The 24,073-nt window shown below is 68.0% G+C and carries 18 protein-coding genes and 1 other RNA gene; 3 read left to right on the top strand and 16 right to left on the bottom strand.

All coding sequences use genetic code 11. The features are described from left to right. Window positions 1–137: 137 nt before the first annotated feature. Complete coding sequence (locus F4Y45_16610) at window positions 138–1,403, bottom strand: hypothetical protein (GenBank protein MXY26125.1); 1,266 nt, start codon at window positions 1,401–1,403, stop codon at window positions 138–140. Between the two features lie 148 nt (window positions 1,404–1,551). Between F4Y45_16610 and F4Y45_16605 the strand changes: the two genes are divergently transcribed. Together F4Y45_16605 and lpxD are read left to right on the top strand one after the other, a co-directional pair. After that, on the top strand, window positions 1,552–2,214 hold the full coding sequence (locus tag F4Y45_16605; GenBank protein ID MXY26124.1) for a hypothetical protein: 663 nt from the start codon (window positions 1,552–1,554) through the stop codon (window positions 2,212–2,214). A 41-nt stretch (window positions 2,215–2,255) separates the two neighbouring features. Continuing rightward, window positions 2,256–3,329: a UDP-3-O-(3-hydroxymyristoyl)glucosamine N-acyltransferase gene (lpxD, locus tag F4Y45_16600; protein ID MXY26123.1), complete on the top strand. Its 1,074-nt coding sequence runs from the start codon at window positions 2,256–2,258 to the stop codon at window positions 3,327–3,329. Here lpxD and F4Y45_16595 read toward each other — a convergent pair. After that, on the bottom strand, window positions 3,310–4,386 hold the full coding sequence (locus F4Y45_16595) for a glycosyltransferase family 9 protein (GenBank protein ID MXY26122.1): 1,077 nt from the start codon (window positions 4,384–4,386) through the stop codon (window positions 3,310–3,312). The genes lpxD and F4Y45_16595 overlap by 20 nt on opposite strands. A gap of 18 nt (window positions 4,387–4,404) precedes the next feature. Between F4Y45_16595 and F4Y45_16590 the strand changes: the two genes are divergently transcribed. Continuing rightward, the gene (locus F4Y45_16590; GenBank protein ID MXY26121.1) at window positions 4,405–5,247 is read left to right on the top strand and encodes an ABC transporter ATP-binding protein; all 843 of its coding nucleotides are present in this window, start codon (window positions 4,405–4,407) and stop codon (window positions 5,245–5,247) included. 102 nt (window positions 5,248–5,349) lie between these two features. On the opposite strand, the gene F4Y45_16585 is transcribed toward F4Y45_16590, so the two are convergent. The 14 genes from F4Y45_16585 to F4Y45_16520 all read right to left on the bottom strand — a co-directional run bounded on the left by F4Y45_16585 (window position 5,350) and on the right by F4Y45_16520 (window position 24,053). Further along, window positions 5,350–6,477: a glutamate--cysteine ligase gene (locus tag F4Y45_16585; protein ID MXY26120.1), complete on the bottom strand. Its 1,128-nt coding sequence runs from the start codon at window positions 6,475–6,477 to the stop codon at window positions 5,350–5,352. Continuing rightward, window positions 6,474–7,433 carry an NAD-dependent epimerase/dehydratase family protein gene (locus tag F4Y45_16580; GenBank protein ID MXY26119.1) on the bottom strand — a complete coding sequence of 320 codons (960 nt, stop codon included), beginning with the start codon at window positions 7,431–7,433 and terminating at the stop codon, window positions 6,474–6,476. Before F4Y45_16580 ends, F4Y45_16585 begins: the two co-directional genes overlap by 4 nt. 17 nt (window positions 7,434–7,450) lie before the next feature. Further along, a complete protein-coding gene (locus tag F4Y45_16575; protein ID MXY26118.1) occupies window positions 7,451–8,533 on the bottom strand; it encodes an amidohydrolase in 1,083 nt (360 codons plus the stop codon). A 114-nt stretch (window positions 8,534–8,647) separates the two neighbouring features. Beyond that, an RNA gene (gene rnpB / locus F4Y45_16570) (RNase P RNA component class A) lies at window positions 8,648–9,050 on the bottom strand. A 22-nt stretch (window positions 9,051–9,072) separates the two neighbouring features. Continuing rightward, window positions 9,073–10,467, bottom strand: a complete 1,395-nt coding sequence (locus tag F4Y45_16565; GenBank protein MXY26117.1) for a sigma-54-dependent Fis family transcriptional regulator — start codon at window positions 10,465–10,467, stop codon at window positions 9,073–9,075. Between the two features lie 156 nt (window positions 10,468–10,623). After that, the gene (locus F4Y45_16560; GenBank protein ID MXY26116.1) at window positions 10,624–11,982 is read right to left on the bottom strand and encodes a DUF1552 domain-containing protein; all 1,359 of its coding nucleotides are present in this window, start codon (window positions 11,980–11,982) and stop codon (window positions 10,624–10,626) included. Beyond that, entirely contained in the window at window positions 11,979–14,342 is a 2,364-nt protein-coding gene (locus tag F4Y45_16555) for a DUF1592 domain-containing protein (GenBank protein ID MXY26115.1), read from the bottom strand. Before F4Y45_16555 ends, F4Y45_16560 begins: the two co-directional genes overlap by 4 nt. A 24-nt stretch (window positions 14,343–14,366) precedes the next feature. Beyond that, window positions 14,367–15,875: a hypothetical protein gene (locus F4Y45_16550; GenBank protein ID MXY26114.1), complete on the bottom strand. Its 1,509-nt coding sequence runs from the start codon at window positions 15,873–15,875 to the stop codon at window positions 14,367–14,369. A 137-nt stretch (window positions 15,876–16,012) separates the two neighbouring features. After that, the gene (ligA, locus tag F4Y45_16545) at window positions 16,013–18,103 is read right to left on the bottom strand and encodes an NAD-dependent DNA ligase LigA (protein MXY26113.1); all 2,091 of its coding nucleotides are present in this window, start codon (window positions 18,101–18,103) and stop codon (window positions 16,013–16,015) included. Window positions 18,104–18,142: 39 nt separating this feature from the next. Further along, entirely contained in the window at window positions 18,143–19,153 is a 1,011-nt protein-coding gene (locus tag F4Y45_16540; GenBank protein MXY26112.1) for a polyprenyl synthetase family protein, read from the bottom strand. 52 nt (window positions 19,154–19,205) lie between these two features. Beyond that, window positions 19,206–19,994 (bottom strand): TatD family deoxyribonuclease, encoded by a 789-nt coding sequence (locus F4Y45_16535; protein MXY26111.1) that lies wholly within the window; start codon window positions 19,992–19,994, stop codon window positions 19,206–19,208. A gap of 7 nt (window positions 19,995–20,001) precedes the next feature. Next, window positions 20,002–21,984 (bottom strand): methionine--tRNA ligase, encoded by a 1,983-nt coding sequence (gene metG, locus F4Y45_16530; GenBank protein ID MXY26110.1) that lies wholly within the window; start codon window positions 21,982–21,984, stop codon window positions 20,002–20,004. Between the two features lie 5 nt (window positions 21,985–21,989). Next, complete coding sequence (gene larC / locus F4Y45_16525) at window positions 21,990–23,336, bottom strand: nickel pincer cofactor biosynthesis protein LarC (GenBank protein MXY26109.1); 1,347 nt, start codon at window positions 23,334–23,336, stop codon at window positions 21,990–21,992. Between the two features lie 9 nt (window positions 23,337–23,345). Then, on the bottom strand, window positions 23,346–24,053 hold the full coding sequence (locus F4Y45_16520) for a JAB domain-containing protein (protein MXY26108.1): 708 nt from the start codon (window positions 24,051–24,053) through the stop codon (window positions 23,346–23,348). Between the last annotated feature and the right edge of the window lie 20 nt (window positions 24,054–24,073).

Here is a 24,073-nt window from a genome sequence, read left to right as displayed (position 1 = left end):
GGCGGGCGGTGTGGGCGTGGGGGTGGGGGGGGTGTTGGTGGGGTGCTCCTTTTGATTTTATCCCCTGTGGGGGGCCCCCCCCCGGGGGGCCGCCCCCCCCCCCCTCCCCGAAGCTGAGATGCCTGATCATGACCTGACTAGTCGTTGTCGTTGTTCGCGCGCGACTCGAGTTCCGTGGCGTACTCCTCTTCACTCAGGTCGTACCAACTGATCCACCCGAAGGCCATCTCGTCGATGGTCCGGCTGCCGCCGCCCGTCCAGTTCAGCGCGTCCAGGTTGCCACGATGGGCTTCGGTGTTGTCGTGGTAGCTGATGACGTGCAGCTTCGTCCCCGCCGGGTAGATCGGCTGCGCATCGTCCGCGTAGTTGTAGACGATGTGCCAATTGAAGTCGAAGTTGACGCAACTCACCATCTCCGTCGACGAGTCGGGATAGATGAGCTCCAGGCACTGCCGCTTGCCGAGGAAGTGCATGTGCGGCTGGAAACCGGTCAGCCGGCCCGGCAGGTACATCGTGGTGTACCCGTCGTGCCGCGTGATCTGCCCGGCCGGGATGTCGAGCTCGCCCGCCTGGCCGAGCTGGCGGGAGTACAGAACCTTCTCCGGCTCCTCGCCAGCGGGGTAGAGCACCATTCCGAGGTCGGTCCGGTCCACCACCTCCTCGCCGATGGAGTGGTAGTGGAAGCTGAACCGGACGCGCGCATCCCCTTCCAGAACCTTGCCGGTACCATCGGGATACACGTCGGCGTTCTTTCCGACCGCGTACTCGTTCAGGAAGAAGTCGTTCGAGCTGTCGTTGATGGGGGCGTCGGGGTCGGTGACCGCATAGGTGAGCGCGTGGTGCACGACCCGCAGGTCGCCCGCCTTGGTCTGGATCGCCTTGATGTAACGATCCTCGGCGATGCCCGAGTCGACGATGTAGTCGCCCCACCAGTCGCCCGCTTCGGCCGGTACGGTGTGCGGCGGCGAGGTGACGATCAGATCCGGCTCAATCGACCACGCCCCGAAGTCGGGCAGCACGGCGGGCGCCGGCGCATCGGCCGGATTTCCGCGCGGCGCGCCGTTGTCGACCCAGGCCGCAATCATGTCGATTTCCCGCTTCGAGAGCGAGCGATCATCCTTGAACTCCTGGATGCCGACGTTCGGGTCGACGTGCCAGGGCGGCATCTCGCGGGCCACCACCTTGTTCCTGATGGATCGCGCCCAGGGACGAGTCTCCTGGTAGTTCATCAGGGACATCGGCGCCATGTTGTCGGGCCGGTGGCAGACCTGGCAGGACCGCTGCAGAATCGGCTCGATGTCCTTGTGGAACGTCACATCGTCCGACTGCGCGGACGCCACACCCGGAGCCGCAATCACGACTGCCGCCGCAACGCCCAGAAGCGCCAACGTGTACTTCTTCATCTCAGCACCTCCGCGAGCGGAACCTGGCAGTCGAGGCACACCCTGTCCGCCCGGCAAGAAAACAGGTGGAGTGTAGCGCGGGCGCCCCGGCAAGATCAACCACCGTTTCCTCCCAACTGGTCCCCTCTGCGTCCGTATAATGTGCCGCGTGAGTCTTCGCTCGAGGCCGACGACGTCCGCCGTTCTTGGCGTCCTCGCACTCTGCGCGGCAGCGTGCAGCGGAGAGGCGGCCGACCCGGTCGCGCCGATCGCATCGCCCTCCGAAGCCGCTCCGGCGCCTGCGCCCGGGGACGGCCTCTCGGTTGCCGGCACCGCGCCCGTCTCGCCCGACGGCTCCCTCACCGTCGTGATCCTGGAGCCGGTCGGGGACGCGACGCTTGAACCGTCGGAGACCCCCGCGCAGATGGACCAGATCAACATGGAGTTCCTGCCGCCGGTAGTGCTCGCCATGGTCGGTCAGCCGGTCCATTTCGTGAACAGCGAGGACATCCTGCATAACGTCCGGGTCTTCAACATCGACACCAAGGAAACCGCCTTCAACATCTCGACGCCGATCGGCGGCACCTACGAGCATCATTTCGACACGGCCGGCACGTACCGCGTCGCCTGCGATATCCACCCGCAGATGGGCGCCAGCGTCGTCATCACGACATCGCCCTACGCGGCGGTCGCCGACCGCGACGGCGCCTTCTCGCTCGATGACGTCGCGCCAGGCGCCTATACGGCCCTGGTACAGGCTGGAGCGGAGCGGTCGCGCCACGCCGTGATGATCGGCGACGGCGTCACGACCCTGACCCTCGGCGGGAACTGACGACGTGCGCGGCGCTCGGCGGCGTCCGCCGGCCGACCCGCATGGCTGAGCGCCACGGCACCCGATGGCGCACCGGGAGAAGGACGATGAAAACAGCTCAGGAGATTGCGGCTTACGTCGGCGGCGTGCTTCATGGCGACGGCGCGGCCGAAATCCACTCGGTGGGCAGTCTGGAGCACGCGGGGGACGGCGATCTCGCCTACGCCGAGGGACGGCACCTCGCGAAGGCGAACGAGGCGGCCGCGACTTGCATCCTGATTCCGACGGGAGAGGCTCTTCCCGGCCGGACGGTGATAGTGGTGGACAAGCCGCGCGTCGCGTTTGCGCGGGTGGCGGCGTGGCTGTTCCCGCCGCCGCTTCCTCCACGCGGCGTGCATGAGACCGCCGTCGTTTCACCCGATGCCACGATCGGGTCCGATGTCTCGCTCGGCGCCTGGTCAGTTGTCGAAGCGGGGGCAACGGTCGGCCGCGGCACGACGATCCTCGCGGGCGGCTATGTCGGCGCCGGCGCGCAGATCGGTGACGACGGCTTTCTCTACCCGCACGTCGTCATCTACCCCGGCGTGATGATCGGCGACCGGGTCATCATCCATGCGGGGGTCGTCGTCGGCGCGGACGGGTTCGGCTTTGTCTTCGACGGAACGCAGCAGGTCAAGGTGCCGCAACTGGGCAACGTGCGGATTGGCGACGATGTCGAACTGGGAGCCAATGCCTGCATCGACCGCGGATCCCTTGACGACACGCAAGTGAACGACGGCGTGAAGATCGACAACCTTTGCCAGGTAGCGCACAACGTCCGGATCGGTCCGCACGCAATCATTTCGTCGCAGACGGGCATCGCCGGCAGCTCAACGGTCGGGCGGCAGGCGATCGTCGGTGGCCAGGTGGGAATCGCCGACTACTGCCGCATCGACGACCACGCGATCGTCGGCGCGCAGTGCGGCGTCCCGTCGCGTAAGCGGATTCCGGCGGGCCAGCCCTTCTGGGGCACGCCGGCCCGTCCGCTCAAGGACATCAAGACGCAGCAGGGTTATCTGGGCCGCCTGCCAAAGATCTCGGACGAGGTGAAGCGGTTGCGGGCGGAACTGGACGCGCTCAAGGCGAGTCTCGACTGAGAATCCGATCGACGGTCTGGACGACAGAGTCGGTGGCGATGGCGTCCAAACAGGGCGGCCGGCCATCGTCAGTCGGGGGCGACGGACATTCCTCGAAGAACCGCTCGCGGCAAGGCGAACAGTCGAACTCGGCACTGACCGGGATGTGCGGGGCGCCGCCTGGCGCAGCCGGGCCGGTCCGGAATGCCCGGGACGATCCGTACAGCGACACCGTCGGTATCCCGGCTGCCGCCGCCAGGTGCGCCGGGCCGCTGTCGTTTCCCACGTAGAGCGCGCACCGCTCCAGCAGCGCCGCCAGCTCCGGCAGCGTCGCATCCCCGGCCAGAGCCACGCCGTGCGCCCGCGCCCAGTCATCCGGAGCCTCGAACGGCAGGCGCGCATGAACGATGATCGGCGGTCCACCGTCCAGACTCCTTGCGGCAAGATGCTCCACCAGCGCGCGGTAGCGATCCGATGACCAGGCTCGCGGCACCTTGGCGGCGGCCGGGTTGACGAAGACCGGCCGGCAATCCCGCGGCCATCCCATCTCGCGGATGAGTCGCGCTCCGAATTCGCGGTCCGCGCCGGTCAGCGCCAGCGGCGGCACGGGATCGCCCCGGCGCTCCCCGGGCGTGTCGTCCGCTGCGCCGAGGCTCGAAGCCAGTTCCAGGTACTCATCGCTGCGATGGGCTTCCGGCCGCGGCGGAACGGCGTCGGTCAGCAACCGTCCCCGGCCGTCGGTGTCATGGCCGATGCGGCGCGGGACGCCCGCCAGCCGGGCCACCAGCGCCGCTTCGAACGAGGGCGCCAACAGGACGACGGCGTCCGGCGCGAAAGCCCGCACCGCACGCGCCGCCCGACGGACGGTGAGCGCGCTCGCCAACGCGCCACTCGCGGGCGCGGCGTCGATCCGCTCGAAGAGGCCAAGCCGTTCGACCAGGGCGAGGTGGCCTTCCCGGGCCATTGCCTGTAGCGCCACCTCTGGCCAGCGTGCCCTGATCGCGTGGAGCGCCGGCCTCGCGAGCATGATGTCTCCCACCCAGTTCGGCAGGCGAATGGCAAGACGGCGGACGGACACGGCCTATAGTCTCACGGGATGCTCACGTCGACGCACGAAGCCCGGACGTCGGGCGCGCCGGAAGAGACGGCGGCGCTTCTCCGGCTCGCCGGCGTCTCGTTCGTTCGCGACGGGCGCACCATCCTCGATCGGATCGACTGGCGGGTCGCGCCAGGAGACCGATGGGTTGTCCTCGGGCCTAACGGCTCCGGGAAGACCTCGCTCTGCCGGATCGCCGGTCTTCATCTCCATCCGTCGCGAGGTACGGTGGATGTGCTGGGCGAGCGCTTCGGACGTACCGACGCGCGAGCCCTGCGCGCGCGGATCGGGATGACGAGCCAGGCGCTGGCGGATCAGATGCGGCCGAGCCTGAACGCGGCCGACATTGTCCTGACCGGCCGCCACGCCGCGCTCGCCCCCTGGTGGCACCGCTACGACGAGTCGGATCGTGCCCGCGCTGAGATGCTGCTGGCCCGGTTCGGCTGCGGCGCGCTCGCCGCCTCGCGCTACGCGACGCTCTCGGCGGGCGAGCGGCAACGCGTCCTGCTCGCCCGCGCCCTTATGGCCGAGCCGGCGCTGCTCGTGCTGGACGAGCCCACCGCGGGACTCGATTTGGCCGGGCGCGAACAACTGGTCGCCATGCTGGCGGACGTGGCGGCGGATGACGGAACGGGAGCGATCGTCCTGGTTACGCATCACGTCGACGAAATCCCGCCAGGCATTACACACGTCCTGATCCTCGCGGAAGGTCGAACCGTCGCCGCCGGGCCCGTCGACGACACGCTGACCGCCGATACGCTGTCGCGCGCTTTCGGGCTGCCGCTCAGCCTCGAACGGCGCGGCCGCCGGTGGTTCGCCTGGAACGCCGCGGGCGCGCCCTGACCGGCACTCCGGATGCCGGCTGGCGCCGGCGCGCCCTTGCGGGCGCGTTGGAAGTTTCGCTGACGCGAGACTTCTACGGTGCAAGCTCCTGGCGGCAACCACTCAGGCAACGACGGGCGCGTTCTCGCGGAATTCGCGGACAAGAGCCCGCATCACGGCGCGATGGTCCTTGGACTCCGCGAAGATCCGCCGCTGCCTCCGATAGCTCGGGCCGACGCGCAGCATGTCCGTGATCCGCCGTAGCTCCCCATCGCTGCCAAGCCGGGCGGCGATCGGCATCAGGTCGTTCTCGACCAGTCTCGTTATGCTCTCGTCCAATCGTTCGAGGCGCCCCTCCTCGTCGACGATGACCTCCGCGTCAGCCGCCCACCGCGCGGCGCGCCACTTGTTCTCCCGAACGATCCAGTGGCGGTGCAGGGGCAGGTACTCCCCCTCGTCATAGTGATCCCCCAACCAGACAAGCAGCGCCTGTATCAGGGCCGTCACCGCGATTGCCTCATCAAGTGTCGGCAACCCGTCACAGACCCGCACCTCGACGGTACCGAAGTTGGGATGCGGCCTGATATCCCACCAGATCTCCTGGATCGACTCGATGGCCTTCGCGTTGATCAGCGTGATCATCAACCGCTGAAACTCCGCATAGTTGACGAAGCGGTAGGGCAGGCCGGCCGTCGGAAGACTCTCGAAGATCTTCGTCCGGCACGACGCCAGGCCGGTGTCGGCCCGGCCGAAGAATGGCGAGCTGGCCGACAGGGAGAGCAGGTGCGGCAGGTAGGTGGTGAGTGAATTGAAGAGCGCGATCGCCTTCTCCCCGCTCTCGATGCCGACATGGACGTGCAGGCCGAAGATCATCAGTCGCCGGGCCGGCCACTGGCATTTCTCCACGAGCCGGTGATAGCGGGGAGACGGCGTGATCGTCTGCTGGCCCCAACGGGAAAAAGGGTGCGTGCCGGCACAGGCGATGTGGTAGCCGAGGTCGTCCGCCACCTCGAGCAGCCTGTCGACCCGCGCCGTCAGGTCCGACCGCACCTCGGCGATGTCGGCACAGACATCGGTGCAGACCTCGATGGTCGACTCGATCAGCTCGGCCTTGACGTGCTTCGGGTCGCCCGAGCGTTCGATGATGGCGGGCGCGCCCGGCGCCAGGTTCATCGTCTCGGGATCGATGATCTGGAGTTCCAGCTCGACGCCGACTGTCGGCGTCGGCGATCCGGCAAACGGTATCCTCATGACGACTCCCGTTCCGTCGCAACCGATCGCTGCCACTCGACCGTGCGTCGAAGCCCTTCCTCGACGCTGACGGCCGGCTCGAAATCGAACAACTTCCGCGCGAGTGAGATGTCGGCCTGAGAATCGCGGACATCACCAGGCCGCGGATGAGTGTAGGTCGCCTCAATGCTGTTGCCACCGGTGACCCGTTGGAGCACGGCGTACAGGTCGTTCACGGAAATCCGTTCGCCCCGAGCCAGATTGACCGCGCGGCCCGAGACCGCCGCGCCCGGGGCCGCGCAGGCCGCCAGCACGCCCGCCACGACGTCCGCCACGTAGGTGAAGTCGCGCGTCTGCTCACCGTCGCCGTAGATCGTGGCGGAAGAGCCGGCAAGCAGTGCTGCCGTGAAGAGCGAGATGACGCCGGAATACTGTGACGTCGGCGACTGCCGCGGACCAAAGACGTTGAAGAAGCGCAACGCGACGGTCTCCAGGCCGTACAGCCGGGCGAACAGCGCCGCGTACTGCTCGCCGATCAGCTTGTGCAGGGCATACGGAGAGAGGGGCGACGGGCAAAGTCCTTCGTGCTTCGGCAGTGCCTCCGACTCCCCGTAGACCGACGACGAGCTGGCCAGGACAACGCGGCGGACGCCCGCGTCGCGCGCCGCGAGCAGCAGCGCGAGCGTTGCCTCCACGTTGGCGCGATGACACCTGGCGGGTTGACGCACCGAGCGGGGCACCGACGGGATCGCGGCGAGATGGATCACCTGGTCGATCCCGGCCACAGCCCGCGCCGCCACATCCTCGTCCGCGAGGTCCGCCTCGACCAGCTCAATGTCGGGCCAACCGGCCAGGTTGGAACGGCGACCGGTCGACAGATCGTCGACGACACGCACGTCGTCGCCGCGTTCCATCAGCGCCTCAACGACGTGGGATCCGATGAAGCCGGCGCCGCCGGTCACCAGGTAGCGTGCCATGGTCCGCGAGCCGACAGTCAGGAGCCCGGAAACTGCGACGGCTCGATCCCGGGGACCACCGCGAGCGCGTTCTCGTAGTAGAGCTTGCGGAGCACGTCGTCCGGCAAGTCCATGCCGTACATCTGCCAGAAGGCGTGATAGCGCCGGTAATAGTCGAAGTACTCGTCGCGCGTCTCGAACGTCCGCCAGAAATAGGGAAACTCCTCCGGCGCGAAGCGGTCTTTTCCGAAGAGCACGCGATCCTGGTACGTCGTGAAGAACTCGCGCGCGGTCCACGGCTGGCGTCCCAGTTCGTAGAGGATGGCGCCGGTCTCCACCCAGACGTTGGGCAGTTCATCCAGCAGACGGCCGAGTCGGCCGAGGTCATTCGCATGCCATCCCATGTGCGCGGCGATGAACCGGGTCTCCGGGTGACGCGCGAACCGGCGGTCGCGTTCCGCCATCATCGTTTCGAATCCCGGGTAGCGGTCAGCCGGCAGCCGGCGGTCGGGCAGCAGGGTCAATTCCAGCCAGCGCTCGTTGTAGCGGTCCACCGGATCGTAGAAGGACTGCGGCTCGCCGACATGCATCAGCACCGGGATGCCGAGGCGCCCTGCCGTCTCGAACACCGGGTCTAACTCGGGATGATCGACCGGCACCCGGTCGCCGCTCGCATCGCGCACATCAATGCCGAAGTTCTTGAAGAACTTCAGGCCGACGGCTCCTGCCGCGACATCCTGCTCGAGCTGCGCCGCGGCACGCGCGCCGAAGCCGGAGCCCACGCCGCCCCGGAAGTCGACGTTGGCGAAGCAGACCATGCGGTGCGGATGGTCGCTCGCGGCAATAGTGCCGACGCACCGCTCCAGGTTTGCACCGAAACCGCCGCTCAGGTTGACGAGCACCTGCAGGTTCAGGGCATCCATGTCCTCGACGATCCCGTGCCAGCGGTCAACCGAGATGCCGGGCCGGTGGTGGCTGTGAACGTCGATCACGGGATACCGCGCGCGCGTGAGCGGGTTCTCGTCGACGACGAGGGTCGAGCGCGGCGCATACTCTTCTACCGTGAGCGCCGGCTCATTCGTCCTGCCCCCACCGCGCCCGCGCTGCGCCTCAGCGTCCATGACGGAGACAATCACGGCGGTCGCCGCCGCCAGGGCGGCGCCCACACCCACGAGCGCCCACACGCGTCTTCGCATTCCCGCCTCCACCAACCAGCACGGCCTCGAGAGAAGAACCGCCGCAGACCGGCCGTAAGCCGAATTCTGTACCGCGCCCGCGTGACGAGTCACCCGGCCGCGGTGACGACCATTCCTCTAGCCCCGCCATTGCTGACGGGATCCAGCAACCTACCCGGAGGCTTCGAGCGGGCCGCTCTCGGGCGCCTCCCTATTTGGTCTTGCTCCGTGCGGGGTTTAGCCTGCCATTCCCCTTGCAGGGAACGCGGTGCGCTCTTACCGCACCTTTTCACCCTTACCGGCCCGCGCCCGGAAGCGCCGGCGGCGGTATGTTTTCTGTGCCACTTTCCTTCAGGTCACCCTGACCGGGGGTTACCCGGCGCACTGCCCTGCGGAGTTCGGACTTTCCTCCCCGTCCGGCGCGGCGCACCGCGCCGGGCGCAGCGGTCGCCCGGCCGACTGCGGCGGAATGTCAAGGATCCTCACTACCCGTCAGCTTCCTGGCTGATCCGGTAGTGCTCGAGCTTCTTGTAGAGGTTACTACGGGGCGTGTCGATCTCTTCGGCGGTCTTCGACACGTTCCAGCCGAACGCCCGAAGCCTGTCCACCAGGAAGGCGCGCTCGCTCGCTTCCTTGAACTCGCGCAGCGTTCGTGCCGCCGCAACCGGGGAGCCCTCCGAAACGGACGGGCGGCCATCGACGAATGTGGTCGCGCGGACGTCTTCGACCGTGATCGACGGTCCCGGCGCCATGACGATCAGCCGCTCCACCGCGTTGCGCAGTTCGCGGATATTGCCTCGCCACCGGCGCGCCACCAGCGCGTCTACCGCCGCGGGGGTGAAGGGCCTGAGCCGGTAGTTGTTCTCGCGGCCGAACAGGTCGGCGAAGTGCCGTACCAGTAACGGGATGTCTTCCGGCCGCTCCCGGAGCGGGGGGACACGAATCGGGATGACGCTGAGGCGAAAGTAGAGATCCTCGCGAAACGTCCCGGCGTCGATGGCCTGCGAGAGATCCTTGTTGGTGGCCGCCACCAGACGGATGTCCACTCGGATGGTGCGGTTCGAACCGAGCCGCTCCACTTCGCCCTCCTGCAGGACGCGCAGCACCTTGGCCTGCGCCGCGAGCGACATGTCGCCTACCTCGTCGAGAAAGATGGTGCCGCGGTCCGCCTGCTCGAACTTGCCGATCTGCTTGTCGGCGGCGCCGGTGAACGAGCCCTTCTCGTGACCGAACAACTCCGATTCGATCAGTTCGTGCGGAATCGCGGCGCAGTTCACCTGCACGAAGCGCTCACCCGCGCGCGGGCTCCGCCGGTGCAGGGCGCGGGCCACCAGTTCCTTGCCGACTCCACTCTCGCCCTGGATGAGCACCGCGCTCCGGACCGGCGCCGCCCGGTCGATTTCGTCCGACAGGCCGCGCAGCGCCGCACTCTCGCCCACCATGGCGTGCCGCTTTTCTTCCGCCAGGTGCCGTTCTTGCTCTGCCCGCCGGAACCGCCGGTTCTCGGCGCCGAGCCGGCGCTGGCGCAGCGCATTCCGGATCGTGAGGGTGATGCGTTTCGACCCGAGCGGTTTCTCGAGGAAGTCGAATGCACCCAGCTTCGTCGCCTCGACGGCGGTGCCCACATCACCGTGGCCGGAGATCATGACGACGGGTAGTGATTCGTCGGTCTCGCGTATGCGGCGCAATACCTCCAGGCCATCCATACCGGGCATCTTGATGTCCAGGAAGATGAGGTCCGCTTCGCCTTGCTCGATCCGGGCAAGCCCGGACTGGCCACTGGGCGCGGTCACGCACTCGTAACCGTCGTACTCGAGGGTCCGCTTCAACCATTCACGGATCTCTTCTTCGTCGTCGATTACGAGGATGCGGGAAGCCATGGTGCCGTACGCGCGGCTAGCGCAACGCGTTCGCGGCAATTGTACCAGCGCGTAGTCCGTGTCTATGCCGGCCTGGAGGCCGGCGCACCAGGCCGGCGCACCAGGCCGGCGCACCGGGCCGGCGCACCAGACTGGTGCACCGGACTGCCCTGCCCGCTACAGGTCGGTCAGTTCCTGCAGCCGGCCGGTGCTGTCGCCGAACTGCTCGATCGGCACGTCCACCATCCCGAGCATGCTGAGGAACAGGTTCGTCAGCGGGGTCTCGTCCGCGTAGCGAACGTGGCGGCCGCCATGCAGCCGTCCGGCAGCGCCTCCCGCCACGAGGATCGGCAGCTTCTGGATGTTGTGCAGGTTCGAGTTGCTCATCCCGCTGCCGTACAGGATCGCCACCTGATCGAGCAGCGAGCTGTCGCCGTCTGGTGTCGACCGCAGCCGGTCGAGGTAGTAGGCGAACAGGCCGGCGTGGTAGGTCTGCAGCTTGGTCAGCTTCGCCAGGCTCTCCGGCCGGTTCTCGTGGTGCGACAGCGCGTGGTGCGGATCCGGGACACCGATCTGCGGATAGGTCTGCGCGTTCAGCTCCGGCGTCAGCAGGAACGTGATGACACGCGTCAGGTCGGCCTGGTAGGCGAGCAGTTGCAGATCGAACATCAACTGCACGTAGTCGTCGAACGACTCCGGGATGCTGCCCGACGGCCGATCGACAATCGGCAGCTCGCGGTCGGCGTCCGCTTCCGCCCGCTCGATGCGGCGCTCGATGTCGCGCACCGCCATCAGGTAATCGCTCAGCTTCGCGCGGTCCGCCGCGCCGAGGCCCTGTTCCAACCGGGCCACCTTGTCGGTCACGGCGTCGAGGATGCTCCGGTCCTGAGCGCGACGCGCCTGCCGCGCGGCGGGGTCTGTCGTGCCGCCGTCGCCGAACAACCGCTCGAACAGCGCGCGCGGGTTCGACTCCATCGGGAGCGGGGTTGTCGGCGTGCTCCACGACAGCGTGCTGATGTACGCGCAACTGAAACCCGCGTCGCACGCGCCACCGAACTCCGGCAGGCCGATCCCGACCTCGAGGGAGCCAAGCTGGGTCTCCCGTCCAAGTCTTTCCGCGGCAATCTGATCCATGGAGCGGCCCGCCCGGAAGTCGGCTCCCTCCGTCGGCTTCGCGTGGACGCCGGTCAGGAACGCGCCGGTTATGCGCCCGTGCCCGCCCGCCGGATCGCCCGGCATCTGGGCCGCCGGGGCGTGGTCCAGATTCGAGAGCACAAGCAGACGCTCGCGGAAAGGCTCGAGCGGCTGCAGGATCGGCGTGAAGTCGAATCCGGCTCCTTCCGCCACCGGCGTCCAGTTGTCCATCACCGCCCCGTGGGGCACGTAGATGACGCCGAGGCGGGGCTTCGGCGCCGCCGCCGTGCGGCGAAGCGCGGTGAGGGCCGGCACCATGCCGTCAAGCAGCGGCAACGCGATCGCGGTCCCCAGCCCACGGAGCACCGTCCGCCGCGGGAGTGCCTGCTTCGTGATCATCATGACTCCGCTCTCCTCATCTGAAACGGCACGCTTTTCACGACACCCAGTATGAGCGACGACCAGCGGTAGTCGTCCTCCCCGGCCTCACGGACTATCGCACGGATGGCGGGCCGGTCGTAGTATTCGATGCCCCGCCCCAAAGCATACGTCAGAAGCTTCTCGGTCACGGTGGCGACGAACTCCGTCCGCCGCTCGAACAGCACGTCGCGCAGGGCTGGCAGGCCATCGAAGGCCCTGCCGTCCGGCAGGGTTCCGGAAGTGTCGATCGGCGTCCCGTTGGCATCCACCACGCGGTGGCGGCCCACGGCGTCGAATCCCTCGAGCGCGAAGCCGATCGGATCCATGCGCGCGTGGCAGTTGGCGCAGACCGGATTGGCGCGGTGCTCCTCGAGGCGCTGCCGCAGCGAACGGACGGCGCCATCGTCCTCGCGCTCCTCCAGCTCCGGCACGTCGGGCGGCGGTGGCGGAGGCGGCGTCCCGAGGATGTTCTCCAGCACCCACTTGCCCCGCACGACGGGTGATGTGCGGGTGGCAAGCGACGTGACGGTGAGGATGCTGCCATGCCCCAGCAGGCCGCGGCGCGTGTCGTCAGGGAGCGTCAACCGGCGGAATCGCGAACCGTACACGTTGGGGATGCCGTAGTGACGCGCGAGCCGTTCGTTCACGAACGTGTAGTCGGCGGTCAGCAGGTCGACGACACTGCGGTCCTGCCGCATCTGGTGCTCGATGAGCAGCTCCGTCTCCCGGACGAACGACTGACGCAGATTGTCTTCGAACTCCGGAAAAGCCAGAACGTCAGGGGTGACCGAGCGCATCCGCCGGAGGTGGAGCCACTGCGCCGCGAAGCTGTCGACCAGCACCGACGCGCGTTGGTCGGCCAGCATCCGGCGTACCTGCCGTTCCAGTTCTTCCGGTTCGGAGAGCCGGCCCGCCTCGGCCAAAGCGAGCAACTCGTCGTCCGGGATGGTGCTCCATAGGAAGAAGGAGAGGCGCGACGCCAGTTCGATGTCGCTCAACGGATAAGGCGCGCCCGGCGCAACGCCCTCGGGATCGCTCTCGATCCGGAAAAGGAACTCCGGATCGACCAACAGGGCCTCGAGCGCACGTTGAATTCCGGTGTCGAAGTTCCCGCCCGCACGACCATCGCGATAAAAGCCCTCGATGACCGCCACGTCCTGCTCGGTCACCGGCCGGCGGAAGGCTCGGCGCGCCAGCGTCGCGAGGATTTCATTCGCGCACGGCGCTTCGTCCGCTTCGGTCGCCGGCGTGCAGACGAAGATCCTCGAACGGGCGGCACTGTCCCCCAGGCCACCGTCGCCGGGGCCGACGCGGTCCGGATTGAAGGGCCCCTCGATGAGCAGACTGTCGAGCCCCACTTCCTGCACGTAGCCGCGGCCGGTGCTGAACGTCCAGATCGGCAGGCGGCTCGGCGCCACCCCTTCCGGCGTAAACGTCTCCTCCGGGAAAGTCACACTCACGACGTGGCTTCCGGCCGGAACGGGCACACGGACACTCAGCGGATCCTCCGAAGTCTCGGCGTCGGCGTCCGGATCGACCGAGAGCAGCGCCACCCGCGCACCGTCGATTCGGACGTCGACCTGCGGCGCGCGGCGGCCGTCCCGGAGCGCAAGGCGGATGACGTACTCGCCGTCCAGAGGGAAGTGGTGGCGGATCGCAGCTCCGCCACGCGACCCGAAAGGCAGGTCGTCGCCCATCCGCTCACCCTGCTCCAGAAGCGTGGAAACCGGATAGCGAACCGCGTCCGAACCAATCGCGAGATCGCCGACCGCAAGGCGGCTCAACTTTCGCGCGGCCGACAGGTAGCGTTCGAGGAGACCGGGCGCGACGGTGAGGATATCAGCGTTGTTGTCGAAGCCGAAGGCGAGATCATCGGCCGGCAGTAGCATCTCCGCATCCACCTCGAGACCGAGCAGATCGCGGATGGCATTGGCGTACTCCAGCCGGTTCAACCGATGGATCGTCGGCCGACCCGGATTGGGGTCAGCCGCCGCCACTCCGTCAAGCGACGATTCAAGCCACGCCGCGAAGGCGTGATAAGTCTCCGCATCGGGTCGCGGCCGCCCGGGCGGGGGCATCGCCTGGGTCTGCAGCTTCTGGAGCACCTTTTCCCAAACGTCGCCACCGGCGCCGATCCTGGTGATGTCGATCGAGCCCCGGTCGAGGGCCAGGTTGCCGCTCAGAAGCCGCTCGTTGTGGCAGCCGGCACAGTACCGATCCAGCACCTGGCGGAATGTCGCGGCGCTGTCGGTCGGTTCCTGCGCGCGTGCTCCGGCGGCGCCCGCCACCCAGACGAGCCCCGCGATCAAAGCGATTCGCGCGATGCCACCCGGTACTCCCAACACTTTCCCTCCGGCCGTCTCTCCTCAGCGAATGGGACCCTGCCGGTAGCTGTCGATGAAGCTGTTGCGATCCGTCGCCTCACTGCCAAGGGCCCGCAGCAGGTCGGCCGTGCTGCCGCCACCGAGGCCGGGCAGCAGGATGTGGCCGCCCCCCTCGGCGATCATCAACGGCGTGATTCCCCGTATGTCGGCCACGTTCACCTCGGCGCCATGGTCGAACAACATCTGCACCAGGGTGTCGGAGCGAATGTGCGCCGCTCCGTGGAGCGCCGACCGCCCGATGGCGTTCACCGCGTGGACGTCGGCGCCTAGCCCCAGGAGATACTCAACCGCCGCTATCGAGTCCGCTTCCCGAACGCGGGTTTCCGCCGGCACCTGGCCCAGGCCCGACGCCACCATCAGCGGGGTCGTTCCCTCCTCGGTGGCCAGCGTCGTGTCGGCGCCGGCATCGACGAGGGCCCGCATCACCTCAACCCTGGCGTCCATCGCGGCGAGAAGGAAGGGAGTCGCGCCGGTCAAACTGACCCGGAACCGCTGGCTGGCGAATCCGAACTGCGGTGGGTGTTCCGCGAGACGCACGTTCGGATCGGCTCCATGCGCCAGGAGCGCCTCGACCAGCGGCAGCCTGCCGGAGCCGACGCCGTTGAGCGACGCCCATTCGTTGTCGCGGTCGGTGACGATGCCTCGCAGGTCGCCGGTCAGTTCCGTGTGCCATGAACCTGAAACCCAGTGAAGCACCGTGTAGCCTGTCGCGGCGGCGTTCGGATCGGCCCCCTCCTCGAGAAGGTGGATGGCCAGATCAGTGTGACCGCGGAGCGTAGCGACGATAAGCGGGGTCACGCCGTCGGGCGAGGCGGCGTTGACGTCGGCGCCCGCTTCGACGAGCAGTCCGGCAAGCGCCGGCGCGTCGACGCGAGCCGCAATCAGCAACGGCGTGAAGCCGCCCTGCGAACGGGCATGAACGTCTGCACCGGCGTCGATCAGCGCCCGTGCCACGTCGGCGTGGGCTTGACCCGCGGCCCACATCAGCGCCGTCTGGCCCCGCGCCATCTCGGCGGCGTTCGGGTCGGCTCCAGCCGTTAGCAAGGCCTCGACCGTTTCCAGGCGACCAGTCCGGGCGCAGGTCATCAGCGGCGTTTCACCGGTCATGCGAGCCAGATTCGGATCCGCACCGGCGTCGAGCAGTTGAGCCACCATCGCGTCGGAGCCGTTCTCGCAAGCCAGCGCGAGGGGCGTCACGCCGTAGTCGTTCGCCGCGTCGACCGCCGCGCCGGCGTCGATCAGAAGGCTGGACAAAGAAACAACGTCACGATAGGCAGCCCAGTGAAGCGGCGTCGCACCGTCGGGCGCGGCAGCGTTGGCGTCCGCGGACGCCTCGAGAAGCGCTTCAACCGCCGCGGCATCTTCCGCCTTGACCGCCTCAATCAGCGGCGTGTCACTGGCGGCGGCATCGCCTGCCACGGGTTGCAGGGCAATCCCCAGCAACAGCAACAGGTGGAACCCGAGGGACGGCCGGCGGCCGAAGATCGTCATCTGCTCCTCCAGCGAGCGCGCCCTCGCAGGGGGCGCGGCGCAAACGCCGAACGCACGGGTACTCGACTACCATACGCGCCGGCCCGCCGCCGTGCAACCGTTTGTGGGGCAGCCGCGAGGGAGTCGCACCTCGGCGGTCACGGCTCAGTCGCCAGGAGCGCGCGGAGGGCCTGCTCGTCGAGGATCTCGATGCCGAGTGACTGCGCCTTCCGCAGCTTCGAACCCGGACTCTCCCCGGCGACCACGTAGTCGGTCTTCGCGCTGACCGATCCCGTCACCTTTCCGCCTGCCGCGACGATCAGCCGCTTCGCCTCGTCGCGGGTCAGCGTGGGCAGGGTTCCGGTCAGCACGAACGTCGTGCCCAACGGAATCGGCGCCTCCGGAGTGCGAGCGGCCGCCGACGCGGCGGTGGCGGACTCGCTGGGCCGGATACCCGCCTGGTGCAGGCGATCGAGCAGGGTGCGGTTTCGATCCGCGGCGAAAAACTGCCGCACCGACTCGGCGATGCGCGGCCCCACCTCCTCCACCTGCTCCAGTTCCTCCCCCGACGCGGCGCGGATCGCGTCGAGACAGCCGAAGTGGCCAGCCAGCAGCTCCGCCGTCCGGTCGCCGACGTGCCGGATTCCGAGCGCGAAGACGAAGCGCCCGAGGGGGACGGTCTTCGAGCGATCAAGGGCGTCGACCACTCTCTGCGCCGACTTCTCCCCGAGGCGGGTCGGACTCACCTTGGTCTCCTTGGTCAGGTCGGCCAGTTGCTCGACGGTCAGTCCGTAGAGGTCCGCGAGGTCGTCCACCAGGCCACCATCCACGAGGGCATTGACGAGCCAGTAGCCGAGCCCGTCGATGTCCATCGCCGTGCGCCGCGCGAAATGCAGGATCGATTCCTTCAGGCGCGCCTTGCAACTAGCGTTGTTGCAGCGTGCGACGACCTCATCGGCCTCCCGGGCGACCGGCCAGCCGCAGACGGGACAGGCCGACGGCATCTCGAACGGGGTCCGCTGCGGACCCTGGTTGACGACGCGCACCACCTTGGGGATGACGTCGCCGCTCCGTTCGACCAGCACGCGGTCACCAATCTGCAGGCCAAGCCGGGCGATCTCGTCCTGGTTGTGGAGCGTCGCGCGCGAGACGGTGACGCCGCCGACGACGACCGGCCGGAGCCGCGCGCGCGGCGTGACGGCGCCCGTGCGTCCTACCTGCACGTCTATTTCCTCGACGACCGTTTCCGCCTGCTGCGCCCGCGGCTTGCAGGCGATGGCCCAGCGGGGCGACTTCGAGGTCGCGCCCAGACGCGCCTGCAGCGCCACCGCGTCCACCTTGAACACGAGGCCGTCGATCTCGTACGGCAGCTCGTCGCGCTTGCCGATCCATTCGTCGCGGAAGGCCAGCAACTGCTCGATGCCCCGGAGGCGGGCACGGCGCGGATTCACCTTGAACCGGAGAGCGGCAAGCGCCTCGAGCGACGCCCAGTGCGAGTCGAACAACGGCTGGCCGGCGGCGTCGAGGAGCAGATAGGGATAGAAGTCGAGGCGGCGCGACGCCGTGATGCGCGCGTCGAGCATCCGGAGCGACCCCGCCGCCGCGTTGCGCGGGTTGGCGAACGTTTTCTCTTCAGCTTCGAGCTGCCGCCGGTTCAGCTCGGCGAACGCCGACTTCGGCATCACGACTTCCCCCCGCACCTCGAACGTGTCGGCGACCCGCGCCGCCTCGAGCGCGGCCTCCCCGACGGCCAGCGGCAGGGTGCGGAGGGTGCGTGCATTCGGCGTGATCACTTCGCCGGTCTCGCCGTCGCCGCGGGTCAGGGCCAGCTCGAGCCGGCCGGCGACGTAACGGACCGCCATCGAGACGCCATCCAGCTTCAGTTCGCCGACGTAGTCGAGCTCGTCGAGACCCGCCAACTCCCTTGCCCGCCGGTCGAAGTCGCGCAGCTCCGCCTCGTCGAACGCGTTGTCGAGACTGAGCATTTCCGAAGAGTGGCGTGCCTTCTCCACACCCTCGCGAGGAGCGCCCCCGACCCGCCGGGTGGGTGAATCGGGGGTGACCAGATCGGGATGCTCCGATTCGAGCTCCTGCAACTCGCGGAGCAACGCGTCGTACTCCGCGTCGCTGATCGACGGTTGATCGAGAACGTAATAGCGGTGGTTATGCTCCGTCAGCTCGCGGCGGAGCTGTTCGGATCGCCGGCGCGCGGCGGCGCCGGCCCGCCCTGGCGCGGCATCAGGCGGCATCGATGCTCACCCCCGGCTCACTGTGCCCGCGGGCAGGGATCAATGGTCGCGGGCAAGAACGAAGTCAGGCAGCGCGGCGAGCGCGTCGCGCTCCGGCGAAGGCCCGAACCGAACGAGAGCCTCCTTCGCCGCCTCCGCGTAAGCAACGGCCCGGTCGTAGGCATAGTCGATGGCCCCACGGGCGCGAAGCAGCGCGGTCAGTTCAGCCCACGATCCCGCATCGATCGCGCGGGTCTCTATCGCGGCGCGGACGATGGCGTCGGCGCGGCTCCCCTTCCCCTCCCGCTCCATCAGATGGATTGCCGGAAGCGTCAGCTTGCCGTCGCGCAGGTCGCCGCCGACCGGCTTGCCGAGCGCCTCGCGATCGGCCGTGAAGTCAAGAAGATCGTCGACGAGCTGGAACGCAACGCCGAGGTTGAAGCCGTAGTCGCGCAGCGCCGCGCACTGCTCCGGCGTTGCGTCGGCGAGCCGGCCGCCGATCTCGGCCGAGCCGCCGAAGAGATACGCCGTCTTCCGTTCGATGATGTCGAAGTACTCCGACTCGGAGATATCGGCGTCGCCCGCCTTCGCCAACTGATAGAACTCCCCTTCGATCATCCGGCGCGTCACGTCGCACAACAGCCGAACGACGTCGATCGAGTGGTAGGTGAGCGCCATCTCCATCGACTTGATGTAGAGGTAGTCGCCCAGCAGAACCGTAATGTCGTTCCCCCACCGCGAGTGGACCGCGAGGCGGCCGCGGCGCACGTCCGACTCGTCGATGATGTCATCGTGCACCAGCGTCGCGGTGTGGATGTACTCCACGACCGACGCGTAGGTAACCGCCCACTCTCCCTGGTAGCCGCACAGGCGCGACGCCATCAGCAGGACGGCCGGACGGACCCGCTTGCCGCCGCTGTTCTGGATGTACTCCGCCATCTCGGGTAAGGGATGGACCGTCGACGCGATGTGCGTCGTATAGGCCGCCTCGACTGCCGCCAAGTCATCGCGGATCGGCTCGAAAAGCTGAATCAGGTCAGCCGGGGGTGAGGTGTTGAGCAAGGTAGACACGCGACGGGGAATCACACCATAACTGCGCGCCAAGCGTCAATGCGGCAGGCGTTTAGGTACCCGTTGGACAGAACAGCCGGGCGTAATTCAGGGTGGTCGCATCGGCCGTCGCTTCGATGCCGGCGCCGCGCATTTCGGCTACCGCTTCGAGAACGTGCGCGACGCGGGCCGGCTCGTTGCGTTTTCCCCGGAAGGGCGCCGGCGCAAGGTACGGGCTATCCGTCTCGATCAGCAGCCGATCGCGCGGGACGATCGTCGCCGCCTCACGGATTGCCCCGGCGCTCCGGAACGTCACGATCCCGGAAAACGAAACATGGAACCCGAGATCGAGGGCGCGCCGGGCAAACGCCACGTCCCCGGTAAAGCAGTGGAAGACACCGGTTACTTCGCCGCCCCCCTCGCTCCGCAGCGCGTCGATCGTGTCGTCGTCCGCCTCGCGGGTATGGATCACCACAGGCCGGCGCAGTTCGCGCGCCAGGGCGATCTGCCGGCGAAACACCTCGATCTGCGTAAGGCGGGGAGCAAAGTCGTAGTGATAGTCGAGACCGATCTCGCCTATTGCCACAGCGTCGGCACGCGCGGCGTAGGCGTCCCCGACGAGCGTGACCGCGCCCTCGGGATTGTCGATGAACGCCGCCGCCTGATGCGGATGAACGCCGAGGGCAAAGCGAACCGCCGGCCAGGCCGACGCGACACGATCGGCGCGCGCCGCCTCCGCTTCGCTCGTCGCGTCGAGGATCGTCAGCGCGCCGGCGACGCCGACGTCCCGCGCCCGCGCGACGACCGCGTCGAGATCCGCCTCGAACTGATCGTCCGCCAGGTGACAGTGCGAATCGATCATGGCGCGGTCAGCGAACCGCCGACCCGGCCGGCGCACGGGCCGGATCCTCGACTGTCAGCAACACCGCTTCGCCGTTGGCGTCGAGCGCCGCGAGCACCATGCCGTTCGACTCGAGGCCCGCCAATCTGGCGGGCCGAAGGTTGGCAATGAAGACGACGTGGCGGCCGACGAGAGACTCGGGCTCGTAGGACTTCGCCAGACCGCCGAGCACTTGGCGGACACCTTGGCCGTCATCGATTTCCAGGCGGATCAACTTGCGCGATTTCGGCACCGGCTCCGCCGTGACCACCCGCCCGATCCTGAGGTCCACCTTGAGGAAGTCGTCGATCGTGATTTGCGGCGTCGCGGGCGCTGCATCGGCAACTGGTGTTCCCGCTTTCGGCGCATCGCCCGCCGGCACGTCTGTCGTCGTCATCTTCGGTTGTTCCTTTGCTGCCTTCGGTTTCTGATCCGTTCCGCCTGCCTTTGCCGGTTCTAGCCGTGGCCAGAGCGGCGGCCCCTCGACGAGCTGGCGCTCCAGACCCGGCGAACCGATCCACTCCGCATCCCGGTCGAGCCGGAGTCCGCCCTCCGGAACGGGAGAGCCGAGCCGGATGAGGACGTCCGCGCAGGACCGTGGCATCACCGGGCTCAGCAGCACGGCCGCAATCCGGACCGCCTCGCTCACGTCCCAGAGCTGCCTGTCCAGCTCCTCCGCCCGCTCCGGGTTGCGCGCCGTCACCCACGGCTCCTCCCGTGTGATGTACTCGTTCGCGGCGTCGATCAGGTCGAAGGCGGCCGCCGTGCCCTGGTGGAGCGCGTAGCCGTTCATCGCCTCGCGATACCCGGCCACGACCCGCGCTGCCGCGTCCGCCAGCGGACCGGGACCGCTCGACGGGGTGACGAGCCGGCCCCGCCGGTAGCGCTTCCCCATCGAGGCGAGACGCGACACGAGGTTGCCGTAGTTGTTCGCCAGGTCGACGTTGTAGCGCTCCTCGAAGCGGTCCCAAGTGAAGTCGCCGTCGGCCCCGAACGCAATCTCCTTCGTGAGATACAGCCGAAGCGGATCGGGACCGAGGCGGTCGGCTGCCTCTAGGGGATCCACCACCGTGCCGAGCGACTTGCTCATCTTCTGGCCCTGCCAGTGGACCCAGCCGTGGCCGAAGACCTGGCGTGGCAACGCCACGCCGGCGCTCATCAGCATCGCCGGCCAGACGACGCAGTGGAAGCGAGTGATGTCCTTGCCGATTACATGGAGGTCGGCCGGCCACCACGCGTCGAACAGGGCGTCGTCCGTGCCGTAGCCGGCGCCCGAGATGTAGTTGATCAGGGCGTCGACCCAGACGTAGATGACGCTGTCCGCGTCGGACGGGACCGGGATCCCCCACGCCTGCCCGGTCCGGCTCACCGAGATGTCGTCGAGCCCCGCCTCGAGCAGGCGAAGCATCTCGTTGCGGCGAATCTCCGGTTCCAGAAACGACGGATGCCGTTCGTAGTGCTCGAGGAGGCGGTCACGGTACTTCGAGAGACGGAAGAAGTAGTTCTTCTCCTTGATCCACTCGGGCGGGTTCTGGTGGATCGGACAGTTGCCGTCGTCGAGGTCCTTCTCCTGCTTGAATGCCTCGCACGAAACGCAGTACCACCCCTCGTAGACGCCATCGTAGATGTCGCCCGCCTCGGCGATGCGCGAAACCAGCGTGGTGACGCTGGTCCGGTGGCGCTCCTCGGTGGTCCGGATGAAGTCGTCGAACGAGATGTCCAGCCGCGCCCAGACGTCACGGAAGGCCGTTTCCATCCGATCGCAGAACGCGATTGGGTCCTCGTCGAGCTCGCGCGCACGCTGAAAGACATTCTGCGAATGCTCGTCGTTGCCCATCAGGAAGCGCGTGTGGATGCCGCAGAGGCGCTTGTAACGCGCGATGACGTCGGCCGCGATCTTCTCGTAGGCGGTCCCGAGATGGGGCCGCGAGTTGACGTAGTCGATCGCCGTCGTCAGATAGAACCGGGACATCGTGGTCACTCCAGCGGCGCGCGGTCCAGCCACGCCTTGACCGCGACCGCCTGCACGTCCTTTACGGCAACGCCGTGCTCCGCCGCCAGGCGAACGCAATCCTCGAACTCCGGGGCGGCGTTCAGCACTTCGCCCCGGCGGCGCGCAACCTTGACGCGTACCACGCCAAGCCGGGTGTCGATGGTGACGCTCTCGCGCTCCAGCCGTTCACGCAGGGTCTCCGTCACTCGGACGCCGATCGTGGTCGACTCGGCGAACAGGATCCCGGCCAGTTCGCTGCGCCTCGCCGGTGAAGCTATCACCGTAACCAGCGTGCCGGGGCGATTCTTCTTCATCTGGATCGGCGCGTAGAACACGTCGAGTGCGCCCGCCTCGGTCAGGCGATCCATCAGAACGCCGTAGAGCTGCGGGTTCATGTCGTCGATCTGACACTCGAGGACAACCACCCGCTCGAGTCCCTCCGCGTCCGGAGCGGCGAGTATGCCGGCCGCTGGCTCGGTGCTCGCCTCCACCGGCGCCGACTCGCCCACCAGAGCCCGCAGCACATTGGGACGGCCCGGCAGGTCGCGATCGCCCGCCCCATAGCCGATCCGCGCAACCCGCATCGGGGGCAGGGGTCCAAACGCATCCGCATAGTCCGCGACGATGAGCGCGCCGGTCGGCGTCGTCAGCTCCACCGCCGGCCCGGCGGCGTACGTCGGTGCGCCGGCCAACAGGGCCGCCGTGGCGGGGGCGGGTACCGGCATCTCGCCATGCGCGCATTTGACGGTCCCGGAGCCGACGTTGAGAGGTGATACGACGACCCTGTCCGGCGCCAGCCATTCCAGCGCGCGCACCGCGCAGACGACGTCCACGATCGAGTCGACCGCCCCCACTTCGTGCAGGTGCACCTCCTCGACCGGCATCCGGTGGATTGCCGCCTCCACCTCCGCCAACCGCCGGAACAGGCGGCCGGCGCGCGCCTTCCCGGCCGACGAGAGCGACGATCCCTCCACGATGCGGAGGATCTGGCTCAGGCTGCGGTGATGATGGTGATGCTCGTGGTCGTGGTCGTGGGCGTGGCTGTGCCCGTGACCGTGACCGTGACCGTGACCGTGGCTGTGGACGTGGTCGTGGTCGTGGTCGTGGCCTTCTCCGTGGCTGTGTCCGTGAGTCCCCGCGTCCACACGGAACTTGGCCGCGCCGATGCCGCTCCGATCGACACGGTCGTGCGAAATGCGGACCCCCTCGAGGCCGAGCGAGTCGACGACCCGCGTTAGCGCTTCGAAAGGCACGCCGGCATCAATCAGCGCACCGGCCATCATGTCGCCGGCAACGCCCGAGAAGCAGTCGAGATACAGGACCCGCGCCATCGTCCGCGGCTACAGCCGCCCTCCCTCGCGGAAACTGAAGTAGCTCGAGTCGGCCAGGACGATGTGATCCAGCACCTCGATCCCCATCAACTCCCCCGCTTCGATCAGCCGGGCGGTCAGCGCCATGTCATCCTCGCTTGGCGTCGGATCGCCCGACGGATGATTGTGAAACAGCACGATCACGGTGGCCCCGGCCGACGCCGCCACGCGAAACACGTCCCGGGGATGCACCACGCTGGCATCCACGGTCCCGACCGAAAGAACTACCGTCCGCAGCACCCGGTGACGCGCGTCGAGCAGCACCACACCGAACTGCTCCACCGCACGCGTGCCGAACCGCGGGAGCAGGTAACGTGCGACCTCCCGCGGCCCGCAAAGCTGAACTCGCTCCTCGGGCGTCGCCAGGGTTCGCCGCCCCAGTTCGATCGCCGCGAGGACCCGGACCGCCATCGCCGGCCCCACTCCGGTGACTCCGAGCAACTGCGTGTCGAGCGACTTCGCCAATCCGTGCAGCCCTCCCGCCTGCACAAGCAGGCGATTGGCGATGTCGAGCGCGCTCTCGTGATGAGATCCGTGACCGATCACCGCTGCCAGCAACTCGTTGTCGCCGAGCGCCGCGGCGCCGAGACGTTGAAGCTTCTCGCGGGGCCGGTCGTGCGATGCCAGATTCCGCATACGACACTGGACTGCAAGATCTGTGCCGCAACAAACGAGCATCGTACACCATCGGTCTTTTC

The sequence above is a fragment of the Acidobacteriota bacterium genome (genome assembly GCA_009838525.1).
Lineage (GTDB): Bacteria > Acidobacteriota > Vicinamibacteria > Vicinamibacterales > UBA8438 > VXRJ01.
Note: the sequence above shows the minus strand (reverse complement) of the source record. Positions and strands in the feature narration are given on the sequence as shown.

Bases quoted from the DNA above. Each gene is read 5' to 3' on its own strand.
- F4Y45_16560 (MXY26116.1), bottom strand. From the start codon at position 11,982: ATGATGATCACGAAGCAGGCACTCCCGCGGCGGACGGTGCTCCGTGGG.
- metG (MXY26110.1), bottom strand. From the start codon at position 21,984: ATGTCCCGGTTCTATCTGACGACGGCGATCGACTACGTCAACTCGCGG.
- F4Y45_16575 (MXY26118.1), bottom strand. From the start codon at position 8,533: ATGGACGCTGAGGCGCAGCGCGGGCGCGGTGGGGGCAGGACGAATGAG.
- F4Y45_16565 (MXY26117.1), bottom strand. From the start codon at position 10,467: ATGGCTTCCCGCATCCTCGTAATCGACGACGAAGAAGAGATCCGTGAA.
- F4Y45_16590 (MXY26121.1), top strand. From the start codon at position 4,405: ATGCTCACGTCGACGCACGAAGCCCGGACGTCGGGCGCGCCGGAAGAG.
- F4Y45_16520 (MXY26108.1), bottom strand. From the start codon at position 24,053: ATGCTCGTTTGTTGCGGCACAGATCTTGCAGTCCAGTGTCGTATGCGG.
- F4Y45_16550 (MXY26114.1), bottom strand. From the start codon at position 15,875: ATGACGATCTTCGGCCGCCGGCCGTCCCTCGGGTTCCACCTGTTGCTG.
- F4Y45_16580 (MXY26119.1), bottom strand. From the start codon at position 7,433: ATGGCACGCTACCTGGTGACCGGCGGCGCCGGCTTCATCGGATCCCAC.
- ligA (MXY26113.1), bottom strand. From the start codon at position 18,103: ATGCCGCCTGATGCCGCGCCAGGGCGGGCCGGCGCCGCCGCGCGCCGG.
- F4Y45_16610 (MXY26125.1), bottom strand. From the start codon at position 1,403: ATGAAGAAGTACACGTTGGCGCTTCTGGGCGTTGCGGCGGCAGTCGTG.
- larC (MXY26109.1), bottom strand. From the start codon at position 23,336: ATGGCGCGGGTCCTGTATCTCGACTGCTTCTCGGGCGTTGCCGGCGAC.
- F4Y45_16535 (MXY26111.1), bottom strand. From the start codon at position 19,994: ATGATCGATTCGCACTGTCACCTGGCGGACGATCAGTTCGAGGCGGAT.
- lpxD (MXY26123.1), top strand. From the start codon at position 2,256: ATGGCTGAGCGCCACGGCACCCGATGGCGCACCGGGAGAAGGACGATG.
- F4Y45_16585 (MXY26120.1), bottom strand. From the start codon at position 6,477: ATGAGGATACCGTTTGCCGGATCGCCGACGCCGACAGTCGGCGTCGAG.